Origin of the sequence: Nostoc sp., assembly GCF_036916655.1 — a bacterium.
In the GTDB taxonomy this organism is placed as follows: Bacteria; Cyanobacteriota; Cyanobacteriia; order Cyanobacteriales; family Nostocaceae; genus Nostoc.
In genome coordinates this window covers 214,101-230,496 of sequence record NZ_JBALFY010000093.1, presented here as the reverse complement: position 1 = coordinate 230,496, position 16,396 = coordinate 214,101, and the positions used below count along the sequence as shown (strand labels likewise).

The window sequence follows — 16,396 nt, the reverse complement described above, 5'->3', positions numbered from 1 at the left end:
TCAAAATGACTAATAATTATTTAGCTAGCTAGATAACTACGTACTTGTTCCTTTTGGCGTCTCAGGAGACTGAGAGCTTTTTGCTCTATCTGACGCACTCGTTCTCGACTAATGCCCATGCGATCGCCAATTTGTGCTAAAGAAAGTTCATAGCCATCAGTGAGGCCAAAGCGTAAGGTTAATATTTCTCGCTGCTGGGGAGACAGTTTTGCCAACAAGTCTTGTAAGTCTTGGTGGAGAGATTCTTCAACGGCATAATCTTCTGGAGAAGGGCCATCATCTTCCAAGATGTCTTGCAATTCTGTATCTTGTTGTTCGCCAACTCGCGCTTCTAACGAGAAGGGTTGACGCGCCAAGTACAAACACTCTCTAACTTGACTAGGTGTCAAAGATAGCGCGGTGGCAATTTCACCAGTAGTCGGAACGCGACCTAACTGTTGAGATAATTCTCGCTGTACCCGTTTAATTTTATTCAGTTTTTCAAAGACGTGAATCGGTAAACGAATTGTACGTCCTTGTTGAGCGATCGCTCGGGTGATTCCTTGACGAATCCACCAATAAGCGTAGGTAGAAAACTTATAACCAAGAGCAGGATCAAATTTATCCACTCCTCGCTCTAAACCCAAAGTACCTTCTTGAATTAAATCCATAAATTCCAAGTTGCGGTGCTGGTATTTTTTCGCCACAGCTACCACTAACCGGAGATTAGCCTGAATCATTTTCTGCTTGGCTTGGTGCCCTTGATTTAGCTGTTGTTCTAGCACCTCAACACTTGACTCCACCTGATCTGCCCATTCTTGCAGCGTGGGTTCGCGATCTAATTTTACAGCCAATTCTTCTTTTGCAGCTAGTAAATTCATCATCTGCTGCACGTGTTGGGCAAAAATAACCTCTTGTTCGCGAGTCAACAAATCTACACGCCCGATCTCTTGCAGATAACTACGCACAATATCATCTGTAGCTCGAGGTCTTTTATCTGCGGCTAAACTTTTTTTCTTCGTTTTTTGAACTTCGGTATGTGGAGATGTTAAGTTGCTCATGGTTATTTGCTCCTCTGTAACCTCATCAATTTATTGGTATCAAGTCTAGATATTCAGACCCATAGCCATTTCACACTGCTAATCAATCAATTGGCAATACTGATGAATTCTGGTCTATGATACATTACAAGTCAATTGTTGGAGATAATAAACCCAAAATCAACCCACCCATTAATAATAACATCATCAGCAGTCACAAATCAATTGCCTAAAGATATGATCGGTATATCCTTAGAAATAATTACACTCCTTTTTTCTAGATTTTTGCACATTTTCAAACACAATTATGTTTTAGTTTAATTATTCAATTTAGTTCCTAAAAAAATAAAAATTTTACTGAAATGATGATTTTGCAATCCCAGAAATAAATTTCTCACAGGAACTATCAAGATAAGTAATATTTATTCAATCACAAACAATTATTTATTGGAGTGTTAATAGTCTACTGATACTTCCATGTAATTCTCATTCAGTAAAAATTAAATCTAAAATACCCATTTTTGATCTCTATTTTTTTGCTAGATAATCTAATCATCTGAAGACGGGTAGGTAGGAGGCGATCGCTAAGGATGAAAGCAAGCACTTTTCTTATCCCTCCGCTAAAGAATAACTTTCTTTTTGAGTCTGGTATTAAGAATTTAGGATGACCAAGATGCAGGTATCTGCCACAATTGCCCTTGAGTCATACTACACGCAGATATCCGCATGAAATTTGGTATTATCAATGTAATTACTCCTGAAAACATTTTCTAGACTAACAGTGGTAACACTAACACCAAGTATTATCCTTGGCAAGATCGGGAACAGCTGCGATCGCCAGCAAGATTTTAATTGAAGCGGGTAGTTGACTGTTATGACTTCCACTTCCAATACGGTTCGGTTAAGGTTTTTTGATGAAAACTTTAGATCGCTAAAGATGCGATAATACAAAGACGCGATAAATCGGCGTCTCTACAACGAGCAGTCTGGCGATTCATCGCGTCTCTTGCCTTAACCAAACAGTATTGCATCACTTTCGTAGATATTGGCTAAGAAAAGCATTCACTTCATTGGCGCATAATCCGACATTAACCGTTTTTCCTGCAATTCTGAGAATATCTAATCCTTGACCATTGTTGCGGGGGTCTGGATCGAGTATAGATACATATATTTCATGTATTCGACGATCTTCAGCGATCGCTAAAGCACATGATGGTGTGCGTCCATGAAAAGAACAAGGTTCAAGTGTGACATACATTTTCAAGAAGTTGAAAGCTTTGCCTTGAATCTGTTGAAGTGCATCAGCCTCAGCATGGTGTTTTCCCGGTATCCGCGTGTATCCTTGAGCTATTATTTCTTGAGCATCTACAATTACACAGCCGACTGGTGGATTCGGCAAACATTCAGGCATTGCTTTTCTGCTTTGAGTTAAAGCAGCTAGCATAAATATTTCATTCATGTTTGAGCGTAAATTATTGAGTTGAAGAAGAATTCAGAAGTCAGAATTCAGGAGTCAGAATCAAGACGCTCTCTACGAGACGATGCGCGTAGAGAAGCCATGCCGCCTCTCCAAGAGTTGGCTTTACGCTGCGCTATCCGCTAGTCATACAGAATTCATTCTGTTAGCGGTAGCGGGGCGTTTAGCCCATTCTGACTCCTGACTCCTGAATTCAGTTCGATAAATTACACTACCAAGAATTGGTTATCTCTGGTTAAAAAAGTTTATATATTAAAACTGAGTAACTGTCACACTAATACCAGTACCAGAATCCAGTTTAGGAACCTTGAGGTACTCAATTGGCTCAGTACTTTGAGAACTTTGGGTACTTGCTGGCTGCTGACATTGCTTAAAAAAAGAGCCTGGGTCATTTATTAACTCAAGCGGGCTAATTTTTGGGCATCCTCGCTCTCGCGTTAGCGAAACTGATTCAGCAGTTTGTTGGGGATTATTAGCCTGTCCGATAAAATTATTCCATGTACTGTTAATCGTGGCTGGTTGTGTGAATAAAACTTGAGCTTGATTGCGATCGCTAGTTGTATTGAGAATATTCTCTTCATTGCCATAGGCACTCTGGGAAAGAGTAAGTGCGCTAATCACAACGACTAAGGTGATGAAAGAGGATTTCATAATTTAATCTCTCAAACATTTAATATCAGTTTAATAATTACGATTGGCTAGATACAGAAACCAAAAAATAACAGCCTAGTTTAAGTATTCCAAGCTAGCACAGATAGTTAAGAACTATAGCTAAACTTCATTAAAAATATAGTGGAGTCTAATTAGATGTAGACTTTTGTCTGGGAAGATGTTTTGATACAACTGGCAGTATTCGTCCACAAATTTTACTGTGAGCGCAGGTGGGCAAGGCTTAACCATACTCTCTGTCTCAGTTTTTGCGATCGCATTTAATTATGCTTTAGCGAGAGTGATAAAAAATGGTTAAGTTGAAACGCTTATTCCATAGGCATTTTACCCCACCCCTCCCCGCACGGCTACGGTGTACACACAAGTGGTATCTGCAAGGGTTTCAAGCTTTTTAGACCCAATAAAATTGTCATTACGAACGGAGCGAACTAATCGCAAAAACTATAGGATTATCAATACCTTCGCCAATTTACGAGGATGAGATGATGATGCTTTAACCATTAACTCCCTTTTATCTGAGGCTTGGCAAAAACAATCAGCCCTAAAAATTCCTTTGAGGTTTCTCACAAGGTTTTTTTAACGTATTCACAGCAGGATAAGGGTTTCAGATTCCAAAATACCTTTTTGACGAAATGCTTATCTATACTTGATTTTGCCAGTTTTACCAAAATTTATCTATGCTCTTATTTTGGCAAAGGTATTGATTATGCGATTGCTTGTCTGCCACACGCTGCGCGAACGTCGTTCCTCCTCTCTAGGAAACGCACTCGCGTTCGCAATGACGGGTCTCCCGGAGCAATCCAACAGCCCAGACTAGAGGACTAAACCAAGCGTCAGGTGGAATTTTACGACTTGTGTGTACACCGTAGCCCCGCACGGAGAGAGGCGGTTTTGGCTTTAGACAAAACCGGGGTAGGGTGACATGGATCGTAATGGTAAGTGAGTGAAATCAGAATCACGTCTTGACGAGAGTTTCACATTAAGTTGACACCAATGAGCATTGCTGTACCTCTACCTTATTCCCTGTACTCTGCTTCCAAAAACCCCTTTATTGCCTCAACCGAAATGCTAACAGCAGGGTTTTTATAAATCCCATCTAGGGTTTGTTTCAAAGCCTCCACACTACCTGTTTTAAGAGCATTCCACAATTTATCCTTCAAAGCAGGATCGCGCTTAATATGTTGTTCAATTTTTTTAACTATAGCCGTTTGTTTCTCTTCCTTTGTCTTAGTTGGATAACTCCGATCCAATTGAACAAGTAAATCCTGAATGTCTTGTGCTGCTTTGGCTAGATTTACCTCTTGAGCATGGTTATGGGTAACATTACCTGTGTAATCTCGTCCAGCAAAGCCACCAGAAAATGAGGGATTATTAAAGGTATATGTTGGTACAGTTTCATCTTTTTTAATTACTTGCAATGATGTAGAAATAGTACGCTCGTAAGGTTGTTTACCTTTCTCAGTATAACTAACTTCTATGTAAATAGGTACGTCAGTGCCACTTGCCAGAGGACATACTTGAAGAAAAAATGTTACAGTTTCACCTGTTAGTAAACGACCTAAAGAAACATCTTCATGACATTGAAATTGACCCATAGCTTTAACTTTAACTAGCTCCACTGCGATTAAGTCTATTAGCGGCTACATTAAGAGCCGATTGATTTTCAATCACTTGTTTGACATAAAAACCCTGTTCTGTGGAACTCATAGCATCAGTCAATAACCCGATAATATTATAGGTGGGACTAATGCCTTGAAAATCCAAAGTTCTCTGTCTAGTGGCAGAAAATTTATCATCTTCTGGAAAATTCTTAGTATGTTGATAGCGAATATTAGCCAAACTCAGTTGCAAATCTGCTTCAACTTCAGTCTGAATAATTGATTTATTTTTATCAAAAGATTTATGGGGTTTACCAGTAGGAAAATAAAACTGTATATCCTCTAAACCAGAGAGTGTTTTGTGAAAAACAACTTTCATTTTTCCTGTAATAATACTCTCATTATTGACAGGATCAATGCGGTTTTCAAATTGAACTAGGAAGATGCAACGACGGTCTTTATATGCTTCGTTTTCGATTTGAATTTTCCGCCAAGAGATTGTCCGTTCATCTTCTGCTATAGAGGCATTATCCCTTAAATTAATATTTTCGACTCGACCCCAACTTACAGGAAATTTTAGTTCTAATAACTCAATTTTACTAACTTGTAATTTGGGCAATTTATCTTTGTAATTATCAGATGTTTCTGGTTGATTCCATTGAATTGCTATTTCTAATCCTCGCCTATCTGTTGCTTGATGAAAACAAACAACTAACTGAATTGGAAAGAAATTGCTATCAGGATTTTTTAGTAGATTGTAACTTAAACTAATATGTTTTTTGTGTGCATTTCGCTCGTCATTTCCACTTAAAAGAGGTTGTTCATTTATATCATCAACTAACCGGATAGCCGTATCATTAGGATTGAGAATAATTGGACTGGATAAGACATCTTCGGTCAACTTAATTCCTGCTGCACCTTTTAAGACTAAAAAACCTGCATGAAATTTATCTGCTGAACGATATTTGGGACGATAATATCTTTCAAGCCGTTCATAGTCCTCACCTTGAAGGCTCATATCAATGTCCAACTGTCCTTGTAAAGAAGATAATCTGACTTGATAATTTCCATCGGAATCTAGAGTAATATGACCTTTCAAGATTTCCGTTATCTGAACTTTGTCAAAGCTAGGAAGCACTGGTAGAGGTGGCTTTTCTTGAAGAGCTTGCTTTTTTATTTTTCTGCTGGCATAAATTTCATATCCAACTAATCCTCCTCCTGTCAACAAACCGAATAATTTTATTCCTAGACGATTGTTAGGAATGGCTAATAAACTGATTACCAAAATGAAGCTTCCAATCAAAATTGGTTTCCAAGCAATACTCCTAACAATATGGATACAATCAGAGCAATGATAAGGTTCTTCTCCACATTCAGTATCACTAAGATTCAGTTTAGTAAACTCTGTAGTTAGCAATTTTGGTTTACTGTTCCCATTCTCTTGTTGATTTTTGTGACTCACCGATGTGAAAAAAGTATGGCTATCACACATAAGTCTTCCACAGTGATGACAGATATATGCAATATCTGTAGTTTTACACTTATAGCAGCGTGCTTTTGGAGCATTTTTCAGAAGTTGTGCGCCCATGATTTTTTCTTTTCCTTCATCTCATTTTTACAGTCCGGTAGCTGGTCCTTGTTGAACTCTTTCTAACTGCTTGCGGAGTTCCCGTTGTAAAGCATTCATTCTTTGTATTAAAATATCGCTACGACGAGGAAGTTTTCCTAGCAAATACATCGTCAACTTTCCAGTTGTTTCTTCCTGTTTGTATTCTATTTTTCCTCGAACAGTTACCAATGTTTTCTTTTCTTCTCCAGGGATAACAATCCATAAAGTCATTGTATCTATCCCTTCTGAACGTTCTGCATATATTAACCACTTTTGTTCGGTAATATTAATCTGACTATTTGACTGATTAGAACTTTGATTTCGAGATGGTGTTAGTGTTATGGAATCACTTGAAAATCCTTGAGATTTTAAGACATTTTTAATAATTCTTAGATTTTCCTCAGTTGGTAAGACATTATTAAAAATGAACTCTTGTGCAGTAGATCGAATTCTTTTTTTAAATGCTTCATTAAGATTTAAGTTAAAATTAGTAACAATTCGGCTTTTAAACTCACTATACTCTTTTTTATATTCACCAACTTTACTATTACTGTTGTTATTAAATCCGTAGAATCTAGTTTGCAATCCCGATAGGAGTAGGTCTGGAATTTCAATTTCAATTTCTCCTTTTAAATTAGGTTCCTGGTAAAGCTCACCAGGCTGAATAATTCCAAGTAACATCTTGATTTCATAATTTTGCCACTGAGCATTTGAATTTTCCAATTCTGCCTGCTTTAACTTAGTTATCAAAGCATCAGTTGATTGAGAAATCCATTCCAAACTTTTAGTGAGGGGATTATAGACGATATTTAGAGGATTGGAAACATTATTTTCTGTAGATGTATTCTGAGACTCAATAAAATTGAGACCAAAATTACGAAAAGATGTCAGAGTAGGCCATTCAATTGATAATCTTTTTATTCGAGGTAATTCAGGTAATTTAAATTCAATAGGTAAAGCTAGCCGAACTTTAATTTCTATAAATAATTTTCCTTTTAATAAATCGTCGTCTACTCCAAATCCTGATTTGATTTTTCTAGAAATGTTATCAGCAATATTATTGACAAGATCGCCCCTGTTGTATTGTTCCATTAAATTTTTTGAGGAATTCCAGAGGATTTTATCTTCTTGAGAAAACCTCAGATCATTGTAATCATCTAATACCTGTATTTCTAGATAAATAGGCTTAAATTCAGGGGTGATAGGCCGGTAGTCATATTCGATAATACACAGATGTTTATCCTCACCTAATTGTTTTATCTTAGACAAGGTATTGTTAGCAACAGGAATTAGAAGCGGTACAGACTGATTTTGTTGATTTTCAGATAACAAACTTTCTAAGTCTGTCTTGTCATAATTGCTGATTACTAAATGTCCAATGAGAGCCTGAACTTCTTTTTCTGAAGAGCTATTACTTATTTGTTTTGCAACATCTTGAATTGCTTTTTGATTAAAATGCTTATGACCATCATAGGGAATGATAACTTCGATTTTTCCTTTCGGAGCTTCTTTTTCCTCAAGAGATTCATTACTATCAATATATTTTTCATAGTAATAAGTTTCTATCAGCTTGATAGTTGAGGGGCTGACACGAGCATAAATCGTCATTTCTATCCTCCTAGTTGATGGGTAAAATGCATCCAAAACACTCATTTAGAAAGATTTCGACTCTGCTTAGTTAACTAGTATAATAAAGCATATAAAAATTTATTTAGTTTAATTATTATTCATGATTTTTTTATAGTTTGAGTGCTTCCACATATTTTTTTACAAATATTTATTTGTATTGTAGATGATTCTACACATCAGTGATGCCGGGTCGCAGTTGAGAACGTAGGCATCATTGCACGGCTAAAATCGCAGTACAGTTGTAGCAGACGTGTTATACCCTGCTTGTGGAACACAAGACAATGGCTAGATACCCAACTACCCCAACTATTTATAGTTAACCAACTTAAAAACGGTAAATTCCAGAAAAATTACTTATAAAATATAACGAATGGCAATTTTCTATCTGTAAGCTTTTATTAGCAAAGTTTTCAGGCTTGACATGACGGCTGGTGACAGCTTTACAGCGCTTCCCGCTATTATGCAATACAGTTTTTCTTCTTGCCCCTCTCCTAGCATAGCTTTCAGCTTTGAGGATGTACCTCATAGCTGCCGGAAGTGCTGTATTACCCCATTAGTGGCAAACGAGAGTGAATTTTTTCCAGGGGATCTGGGCTAGGGAATCCTCACCTAGTCAGAACACTAGCTAATATCGAGCAAAAAAGACATATAAATGTTGTCTAAAACTTTTACAAATACTGGGATATAAATTTCTGGACAAGTCTATTGATTATCTTCCCTAATTGTGAGCGCAGGTATTTCTTTGCCAGGAGAGTGAGTATCATTAGTTGACGAACACCCTGCATGTAGTGAGTTTTACACCTGTTTTCATTTATCTAGACCACACTTTTAGAAATCCCCGAACCCATACCCTACAAAAAACGAAAAACTGCCTGAAAGCCTTATCTAATCGAAAGTGTGATTAGTGAGTACATCATTAATACATATTAATAAATGCGATATTGCAAATGCAATACTAATATTTGCAGTATTTATTTAAAGTTAACTAAAGAGCCGAAACTCATTAATAATTCATACTTTAAACAAGGGTAAACCCTAACTATGACTCCTGAATTTTCCAATTTTAATACACTAGCTTCCTGGCTCTGGGTATTTATAATTTTCCTACTTACGTGTTCTGATAATGCAGTTTAGAGACGGGGACAAAAATCCAATTATGAACAAAACCTTTGCAACCATCGATGGGAATGAAGCTGTCGCCCGTGTTGCTTACAAACTAAATGAAGTGATTGCCATTTATCCCATCACCCCCTCTTCAGCAATGGGTGAATGGGCAGACGCTTGGTCAGCAGAACGTCGTCCCAACCTCTGGGGTACTATTCCCAGTGTCGTGCAGATGCAGAGCGAAGGTGGGGCGGCTGGTGCTGTACATGGGGCATTGCAAACAGGTTCTCTAAGTACCACCTTCACTGCATCTCAGGGATTATTGTTGATGATCCCCAACTTTTATAAAATTGCTGGTGAACTGACTAGCGCTGTGGTTCACGTTGCTGCTCGTTCTTTGGCTACCCATGCTCTATCGATTTTTGGCGACCATAGCGATGTAATGGCAGCTCGGGCGACTGGTTTTGCTATGCTGTGTTCGGCTTCGGTGCAAGAAAGTCAAGATTTTGCTCTTATTGCCCATGCTGCTACTCTAGAGACGCGAGTCTCGTTTATGCACTTCTTTGACGGTTTCCGTACCTCACATGAAGTACAGAAAGTCAAATTGCTTTCAGATGACGATTTGCGATCGCTCATCCACGATCATCTCATACTTGCCCACCGCAGCCGCGCCCTCACCCCAGATCGTCCAGTCTTGCGGGGGACTGCCCAAAACCCTGATGTCTACTTCCAAGGAAGAGAAGGCGCTAACCCTTACTACAACGCTTGTCCAGATATTGTCCAACGGATCATGGATGAATTTGGAGAACGCACGGGGAGGCATTATAAAATCTATGAATATTACGGTGCTAACGATGCCGATCGCGTTATCGTTATTATGGGTTCAGGCTGTGAAACCGTCCATGAAACAGTAGATTACCTAAACGCCCGTGGTGAAAAACTTGGTGTAGTCAAAGTGCGACTTTACCGCCCCTTTGATGTCCAAAAGTTTGTTGCAGTATTACCAACTAGTGTACAAGCGATCGCAGTTCTCGACCGCACCAAAGAAGCAGGTAGCGCTGGTGAGCCTTTGTATTTAGATGTTGTGGCTGCTATCCATGAAGGGTGGGGAGATAAGAGAGCAGGGGAGCAAGGGAGCAGAGGAGCAGAGGAGCAATTAGGATTAGATTCCCCTCTGCCCCTCCGCCCCTCCGCCCCTCTGCCTAAAATTATTGGTGGTCGTTACGGTCTTTCGTCTAAGGAATTTACGCCGGCGATGGTGAAGGGGATTTTTGATAATCTTGCCGAAGCTAAACCGAAGAATCATTTTACGATTGGGATTAATGACGACGTTAGTCACACTTCTCTCAGCTTTGACCCCAAATTCTCCACAGAATCGGATAATGTTGTCAGAGCAATGTTTTATGGATTAGGTGCGGATGGCACTGTTGGGGCTAACAAAAACTCTATCAAGATTATTGGTGAAGAAACTGACAACTACGCCCAAGGCTACTTTGTCTTTGACTCCAAAAAATCTGGTTCAATGACCGTTTCTCACCTCCGCTTCGGTAAAGAGCCAATTCGCTCCACCTATCTAATTGACCAAGCTAACTTTATTGGTTGCCATCACTGGGGATTTCTAGAACGCATAGATATTTTAAAAGCTGCTATTCCTGGGGCGACTTTGCTGCTTAATAGTCCATACAATGCAGATACCGTCTGGGAATATTTGCCGTTGAAAGTGCAGCAGCAAATTATCGAAAAGCATTTGAAGTTATACGTAATTAATGCTAGCCAGGTTGCCCGTGAAAGTGGCATGGGTGGCAGAATTAACACTATTATGCAGGTATGCTTCTTTGCTTTAGCTGGTGTCTTGCCCCAAGAAGAAGCCATAGCTAAAATCAAACAAGCCATTGAAAAAACCTATGGTAAAAAAGGCGTAGAAGTTGTCCGCATGAACTTGCAAGCCGTAGACAATACCTTAGACAACTTACATAAAGTAGATGTCCCCCAGACAATCCCCACTCCCCATTCCCTACTCCCTACTCTCCACTCCCCACTTAATTCCGCCCCCGAATTTGTGCGAGAAGTTCTAGGCAAAATTATGATTTGGGAAGGTGATGATTTACCTGTTAGCACATTACCAGTTGATGGCACATTTCCCGTCGGGACTGCCAAATGGGAAAAACGTAACGTTGCCGAAGAGATACCTGTGTGGGAGCCGGATGTGTGCGTTCAATGTGGGAAGTGCGTCATGGTTTGTCCCCATAGCGCCATCCGTGCCAAGGCTTATCAAGCAGATGAGTTAGTTAATGCGCCAGGAACCTTCAAATCAACTCCTGCAAAAGATAAAGATTTTGCCAATCAAAAATTTACCATTCAAGTTGCCCCAGAAGATTGCACGGGATGTACTATTTGTGTAAATGTTTGCCCTGCTAAAGATAAATCTGAGCCATCGCGGAAAGCGATTAATATGGCACAGCAGTTGCCTTTACAAGAGCAAGAGCGGAAAAATTGGGATTTCTTTTTGAGTTTACCTAATCCTGATAGGCGATCGCTAAAATTAAACCAGATTCGCCAACAACAACTGCAAGAACCCTTATTTGAATTCTCTGGTGCTTGTGCAGGTTGTGGTGAAACACCTTATTTAAAATTATTAACACAATTGTTTGGCGATCGCGCCGTCATCGCCAATGCTACAGGTTGTTCTTCAATTTATGGTGGCAATCTCCCCACAACTCCTTGGACAACCAACGCCGAAGGACGCGGCCCCGCATGGTCTAATAATCTATTTGAAGATAACGCCGAATTTGGTTTTGGCTTCCGCCTCTCCCTCAACAAACAAGCCGAGTTTGCAGCCGAGTTGTTGCAACAATTGGGCAGTGAAATAGATGAAAACCTTACTCAGTCAATCCTGAAAGCTGAACAAAAATCTGAGGCTGACATTTGGGAACAGCGCGAAAGGATAGAACTATTACAGCAGAGGTTAGATGAAATCGTCACTCTTGACCCCAATCTCAAATCTAAAATTCAAAATCTCAAATCTCTTGCAGACTATTTGGTGAGAAAAAGCGTCTGGATTGTTGGTGGTGACGGTTGGGCTTATGATATCGATTTTGGCGGTATCGATCATGTAATTGCTAGTGGTCGAAATGTCAATATTTTGGTGATGGATACAGAAGTGTATTCTAATACAGGCGGTCAATCTTCTAAAGCTACGCCAAAAGCCGCAGTTGCCAAATATGCCGCCAGTGGTAAGCCAGCACCTAAAAAAGACTTAGGGATGATTGCCATGACCTACGGAAATGTCTACGTAGCGAGTGTAGCCCTTGGTGCGAGAGATGAACATACCCTCAAGGCATTTTTAGAAGCAGAGGCTTATGACGGGCCATCACTGATTATTGCTTACAGCCATTGCATCGCCCACGGCATCAATATGACTACAGGGATGAATCATCAGAAAACTCTGGTAGAATCAGGTCGTTGGTTGTTGTATCGGCATAATCCAGAGTTGCTTAACCAGGGTAAAAATCCTTTGCAATTGGATATGCAATCGCCTACGCAATCTGTAGAACATTCGATGTATCAAGAAAATCGTTTCAAGATGCTGACTAAGAGCAAACCAGAGGTAGCCAAGCACTTGTTAGAACAAGCCCAAGTTGAAGTCGATGCACGTTGGCAGATGTACCAATATTTAGCAAAGCGCGAGACTATCTAGACATCTAAAATGGTTTTCTTAAGGAGCTAGGAGGTAAGGGAACTCCAAGAAATAAATTATCCAATATTGTGGGGTGGGCATCTTGCCATTGATGTCAACTTAAGTTGGAAATAGCTTAACTGTTGGCTTCCATGCCCGCCCGGAAATAAATTTCCGGGCTAATCGGCTTAAGTCTACTGAAGTAGACTGGAGATTTTTGGCGATATTTAGTCATCTTTAGATGACTTTAGCTATGAGGCGGGAATTTCAATTTCCGACGGACGAGCGGTTTTACGTTAAGTTGACACCAATGAGCAATGCTGTGCCCCTACCGCGTGGTCTATTTACCTGAAAATAGCTGTAACTGATCATAAAACCTATATACAAACAGACTTTCAACCCAGTCCCCAGTCCCCTGCCATAACACACCTTGAAAGGGCTACCTATAGAACAAGTCTAATGAGCCACAGCCCCACCTGTTGGCTTCACTTTTTTGAGGAATAAAACGGCAATGCCACTGAGTAATAATGCAATACCAATAAAGTAGAAACAATCGTTAAAAGCCAGCACAAATGCTTCCCGACGGACTATATTTGATATAGATGCGATCGCTTGATTATGAGCGGTATTTAAATCTGCCCCTCGACTGATAAAATACTGGGTCATTTGGTCAATTCGCTGTTGAGTTTCTGGATTATATAAAGATACTCCATCACCCAATCTATTCGAGTGGAATTGCTCTCTATTACTTAATAAAGTTGCTAAAGATGCAATTCCGATAGAACCGCCCATATTCCGCATCATATTAAATAAACCACTCGCTGAACCTGCTTCTTTTGGATTCAAACCAGCAGTGGCAATAGAACTAAGTGGTACCATAATTAGAGGTTGTCCCATTGCTCGCACAAATTGCGACCATCGTAATTGCTCTAATCCAGTTTCATGAGTCATTCCAGAGTTCATAAATGCACTGATGGAAAACAAAGTCACACCAACAGCCACCATTAAACGCACATCAATGCGTTGCATTACTCTGGGGATGAGAGGAATAATAAATAGTTGGGGAATACCAGCCCAAATCAATACTTCGCCAATTTGTAGCGCATTATATTGTTGAATTTGAGCAAGATATAGAGGTAAAATATAAATTGAACCATATAATCCTACCCCTAGCGATACATTAACAATACTGGCTAAACCAAAGTTACGCCGAAGTAAAAGTCGCAAATTAATAAATGGTTGTTTACGAGTTAGTTCTATTAAAAAAAATATCGTTATAAAAATTACTGCTAGTATACTTAAACGTACAATAAATGCTGAACTAAACCAATCTTTGCGGCTACCTTCTTCTAAAACAACTTGCAGGGAACCTAGCCCAATTGCCATCGCAATAATTCCCCACCAATCACCTTGTTTCAGTAAATTAATTTGGGGTAGCTCTTGCTTAATTCCATACCAAACGCCAGCTAGCATTAATATCCCTGGAATTACATTTATATAAAAGTTGTATTCCCAACCAAAATTTTCTGTTAACCACCCTCCTATTGTCGGGCCAATTGAAGGCGCAAAAACTGCACTAAAACCAAATGCAGCCAGTCCAATTGATTGCTTAGATTGAGGTAAAGTCGTTAAGACAACTGTCATCGCAGTGGGAATTAACACTCCTCCACTAAAACCTTGTAAGGCGCGGAATAAAATCATAGAATTTAGATTCCACGACCAAGCACAGCAGATAGAAAATAAAATAAATAGTGCAGTATTTACTAACAGATAACGCCGCAGAGAAAATACCCGTGATAACCATCCTGTTAGAGGAATTACCACAATTTCTGCTACAAGATAGGCTGTAGAAATCCAAGAACCTTCTTCTAGAGTCGCTCCTAGACTTGCTTGAATATCTTGCAGCGAAGCATTAGTTATTTGAATATCTAATACTGCCATAAATGCACCAAGCATACTAGCTAATACACCAATCCAGGTTCTTAGTGGTACACGCTCTGGAGGTGCTTGTTGATGAATTACACCAGTATTAGCCATAGTGTTTTTCCTATTTCCAAATTCAGTAGCAAAAAATCTCTTATTAAATCTTATCTTTCTTTCTGATGGCTAAATTAAAATATTAATATAGCATTTCCCAACCTAGTACATCCGTAAGGGCACGGCAGTGCCCATTGGTGTCAACTTAACGCGAAACTGTTTGTCCGCCGGGAATTGAAATTCCCGTCTCATAGGCAAAGTCATCTGAAGATGACTAAATATCGCCAAAAATCTCCAGTCTACTGAAGTAGACTTTAGCTAAAAGCCAAAAAAATTTATTTATGGGCGGGCATGGAAGCCAACAGATAACCTCTATCCGAGGCGGAGAGAGGCTTTGAAACCTGAGTTTAGTTTTTCTCTGCTTGTATGAAACTACCTTGTCTTAGCGTCGCGGCAAGTAGGTTAGGTTTTTTGTAGAACTTGCTACATGATGTGAAAAGTCAGTGCTACTTTAACAGGTGTTGCATCTATAAGGAAAATTGATGTAAAACTAACCAGACAATAAAGACTGAATTTCTCCCTGGATATTGCCACGGGCAGATGGTTCGGCGAACTCTAACATTAAAGGCGTAAAGTAGATATGCGATCGCCTTAAAAATCCCTCTAAAACCTGTTGACGACCTTTGATATAATCTTCTTCTGCCACCCAGGCATATTCCTGGCGAATGGCATGGGTGTATTCTTGATATTGCACTGGGTCAGTAGCCAAAATCCCTAAATCTGCATCAAGTAAAACTTGGCTATCATAATCATTCACCGCAGCTTGATGGTCTTTAGTGTTCAGAATCAGACGGGTGACAGTAGTGATGATAGTTTCTGGAATACCCAAATTACTCAGCAATTCAGAAGCATAGTCCGCACTTCGTTCTTCATTATCTTGAGCTTGAGAGTCATACACTACATCGTGAAACCAGGCAGCTAGTTGAACAGCTGCTAAGTTATTGGTGTAGCCTTGCAAAATCTGAATTGTGCTGAGAATGCGATCGACGTGTTTCAGTGTATGGTAGTAGCGACCAGGAGTAGAGTAAGCTGCAACCAAAGGATAAAAGGCTTTATCAGCCGCTACCTGGTCAACGCCAAAGGGTTGGAGTGTGTGTTGCCAGTTAGAAAATAAAATATGCGTGAGGTTTTCTGTAGGCATAAATTTAGTATTGACGCTCTTAGTATGACTGAGCTAATCTCTTGTGTTGCAATATCTGTGTATCAAATTAGAAATAGATCAACAAAAGGATAACATTTGTTATTGAATTGGGCATTGGGAAAGAGGAGGTAGGAGGCAGAAGGCAGGAGGCAGGAGGTAGGGGGTAGGGGGCAGGGGGCAGGAGGTAGAAATTCTTTAATTTTGAATTGAGTTCCCCACTGCCTACTAAATATGACGTGAATTCGATTACTCATATAATATCTAGCCAATTTGCTCAATCAAAAAACCTCTCCCTGGTTTTACTATGCAAAACCGTCCCTCTCCGAATCGGAGAGGGACAGACTTGAACTAAAGTTCAAGGCAGGGAGAGGTTCGTTGAACTCACGTTAAATATGGTGACTGCGAAATGAAAGCGTCAAAATAGAAGACACAGGGTT

10 protein-coding genes are annotated in these 16,396 nt (G+C 39.7%); 2 read left to right on the top strand and 8 right to left on the bottom strand.

The features are described 5' to 3' along the window. Positions 1–20 precede the first annotated feature (20 nt). Together V7L31_RS25105 and V7L31_RS25100 are read right to left on the bottom strand one after the other, a co-directional pair. A complete protein-coding gene (locus tag V7L31_RS25105) occupies positions 21–1,040 on the bottom strand; it encodes an RNA polymerase sigma factor, RpoD/SigA family (RefSeq protein WP_334698785.1) in 1,020 nt (339 codons plus the stop codon). Between the two features lie 1,009 nt (positions 1,041–2,049). Further along, on the bottom strand, positions 2,050–2,478 hold the full coding sequence (locus V7L31_RS25100) for a bifunctional diaminohydroxyphosphoribosylaminopyrimidine deaminase/5-amino-6-(5-phosphoribosylamino)uracil reductase RibD (RefSeq protein ID WP_334698784.1): 429 nt from the start codon (positions 2,476–2,478) through the stop codon (positions 2,050–2,052). 21 nt (positions 2,479–2,499) lie between these two features. Here V7L31_RS25100 and V7L31_RS25095 point away from each other — a divergent pair, with 21 nt between their 5' ends. Then, complete coding sequence (locus tag V7L31_RS25095; RefSeq protein ID WP_334698783.1) at positions 2,500–2,622, top strand: hypothetical protein; 123 nt, start codon at positions 2,500–2,502, stop codon at positions 2,620–2,622. A 126-nt stretch (positions 2,623–2,748) separates the two neighbouring features. Here V7L31_RS25095 and V7L31_RS25090 read toward each other — a convergent pair whose 3' ends face one another. The 4 genes from V7L31_RS25090 to V7L31_RS25075 form a co-directional block, all read right to left on the bottom strand. Beyond that, positions 2,749–3,147 carry a hypothetical protein gene (locus V7L31_RS25090; protein ID WP_334698782.1) on the bottom strand — a complete coding sequence of 133 codons (399 nt, stop codon included), beginning with the start codon at positions 3,145–3,147 and terminating at the stop codon, positions 2,749–2,751. 1,034 nt (positions 3,148–4,181) lie between these two features. After that, a complete protein-coding gene (locus tag V7L31_RS25085) occupies positions 4,182–4,760 on the bottom strand; it encodes a hypothetical protein (protein WP_334698781.1) in 579 nt (192 codons plus the stop codon). Between the two features lie 10 nt (positions 4,761–4,770). Then, positions 4,771–6,351: a hypothetical protein gene (locus V7L31_RS25080; RefSeq protein ID WP_334698780.1), complete on the bottom strand. Its 1,581-nt coding sequence runs from the start codon at positions 6,349–6,351 to the stop codon at positions 4,771–4,773. Positions 6,352–6,378: 27 nt separating this feature from the next. Next, positions 6,379–7,980 (bottom strand): hypothetical protein, encoded by a 1,602-nt coding sequence (locus tag V7L31_RS25075; protein WP_334698779.1) that lies wholly within the window; start codon positions 7,978–7,980, stop codon positions 6,379–6,381. Positions 7,981–9,157: 1,177 nt separating this feature from the next. On the opposite strand from V7L31_RS25075, the gene nifJ reads away from it, so the two are divergent. Then, complete coding sequence (gene nifJ, locus V7L31_RS25070; protein WP_334698778.1) at positions 9,158–12,802, top strand: pyruvate:ferredoxin (flavodoxin) oxidoreductase; 3,645 nt, start codon at positions 9,158–9,160, stop codon at positions 12,800–12,802. A gap of 435 nt (positions 12,803–13,237) precedes the next feature. On the opposite strand, the gene V7L31_RS25065 is transcribed toward nifJ, so the two are convergent. Beyond that, positions 13,238–14,818 carry a DHA2 family efflux MFS transporter permease subunit gene (locus V7L31_RS25065; RefSeq protein WP_334698777.1) on the bottom strand — a complete coding sequence of 527 codons (1,581 nt, stop codon included), beginning with the start codon at positions 14,816–14,818 and terminating at the stop codon, positions 13,238–13,240. A 490-nt stretch (positions 14,819–15,308) separates the two neighbouring features. Then, complete coding sequence (locus V7L31_RS25060) at positions 15,309–15,959, bottom strand: HD domain-containing protein (RefSeq protein ID WP_334698776.1); 651 nt, start codon at positions 15,957–15,959, stop codon at positions 15,309–15,311. Positions 15,960–16,396 lie beyond the last annotated feature (437 nt).

Excerpts from the sequence above, each read along its gene's own strand:
- V7L31_RS25105 (WP_334698785.1), bottom strand. The coding sequence starts at position 1,040 with ATGAGCAACTTAACATCTCCACATACCGAAGTTCAAAAAACGAAGAAA.
- V7L31_RS25100 (WP_334698784.1), bottom strand. The coding sequence starts at position 2,478 with ATGAATGAAATATTTATGCTAGCTGCTTTAACTCAAAGCAGAAAAGCA.
- V7L31_RS25090 (WP_334698782.1), bottom strand. The coding sequence starts at position 3,147 with ATGAAATCCTCTTTCATCACCTTAGTCGTTGTGATTAGCGCACTTACT.
- V7L31_RS25085 (WP_334698781.1), bottom strand. The coding sequence starts at position 4,760 with ATGGGTCAATTTCAATGTCATGAAGATGTTTCTTTAGGTCGTTTACTA.
- V7L31_RS25080 (WP_334698780.1), bottom strand. The coding sequence starts at position 6,351 with ATGGGCGCACAACTTCTGAAAAATGCTCCAAAAGCACGCTGCTATAAG.
- V7L31_RS25075 (WP_334698779.1), bottom strand. The coding sequence starts at position 7,980 with ATGACGATTTATGCTCGTGTCAGCCCCTCAACTATCAAGCTGATAGAA.
- nifJ (WP_334698778.1), top strand. The coding sequence starts at position 9,158 with ATGAACAAAACCTTTGCAACCATCGATGGGAATGAAGCTGTCGCCCGT.
- V7L31_RS25065 (WP_334698777.1), bottom strand. The coding sequence starts at position 14,818 with ATGGCTAATACTGGTGTAATTCATCAACAAGCACCTCCAGAGCGTGTA.
- V7L31_RS25060 (WP_334698776.1), bottom strand. The coding sequence starts at position 15,959 with ATGCCTACAGAAAACCTCACGCATATTTTATTTTCTAACTGGCAACAC.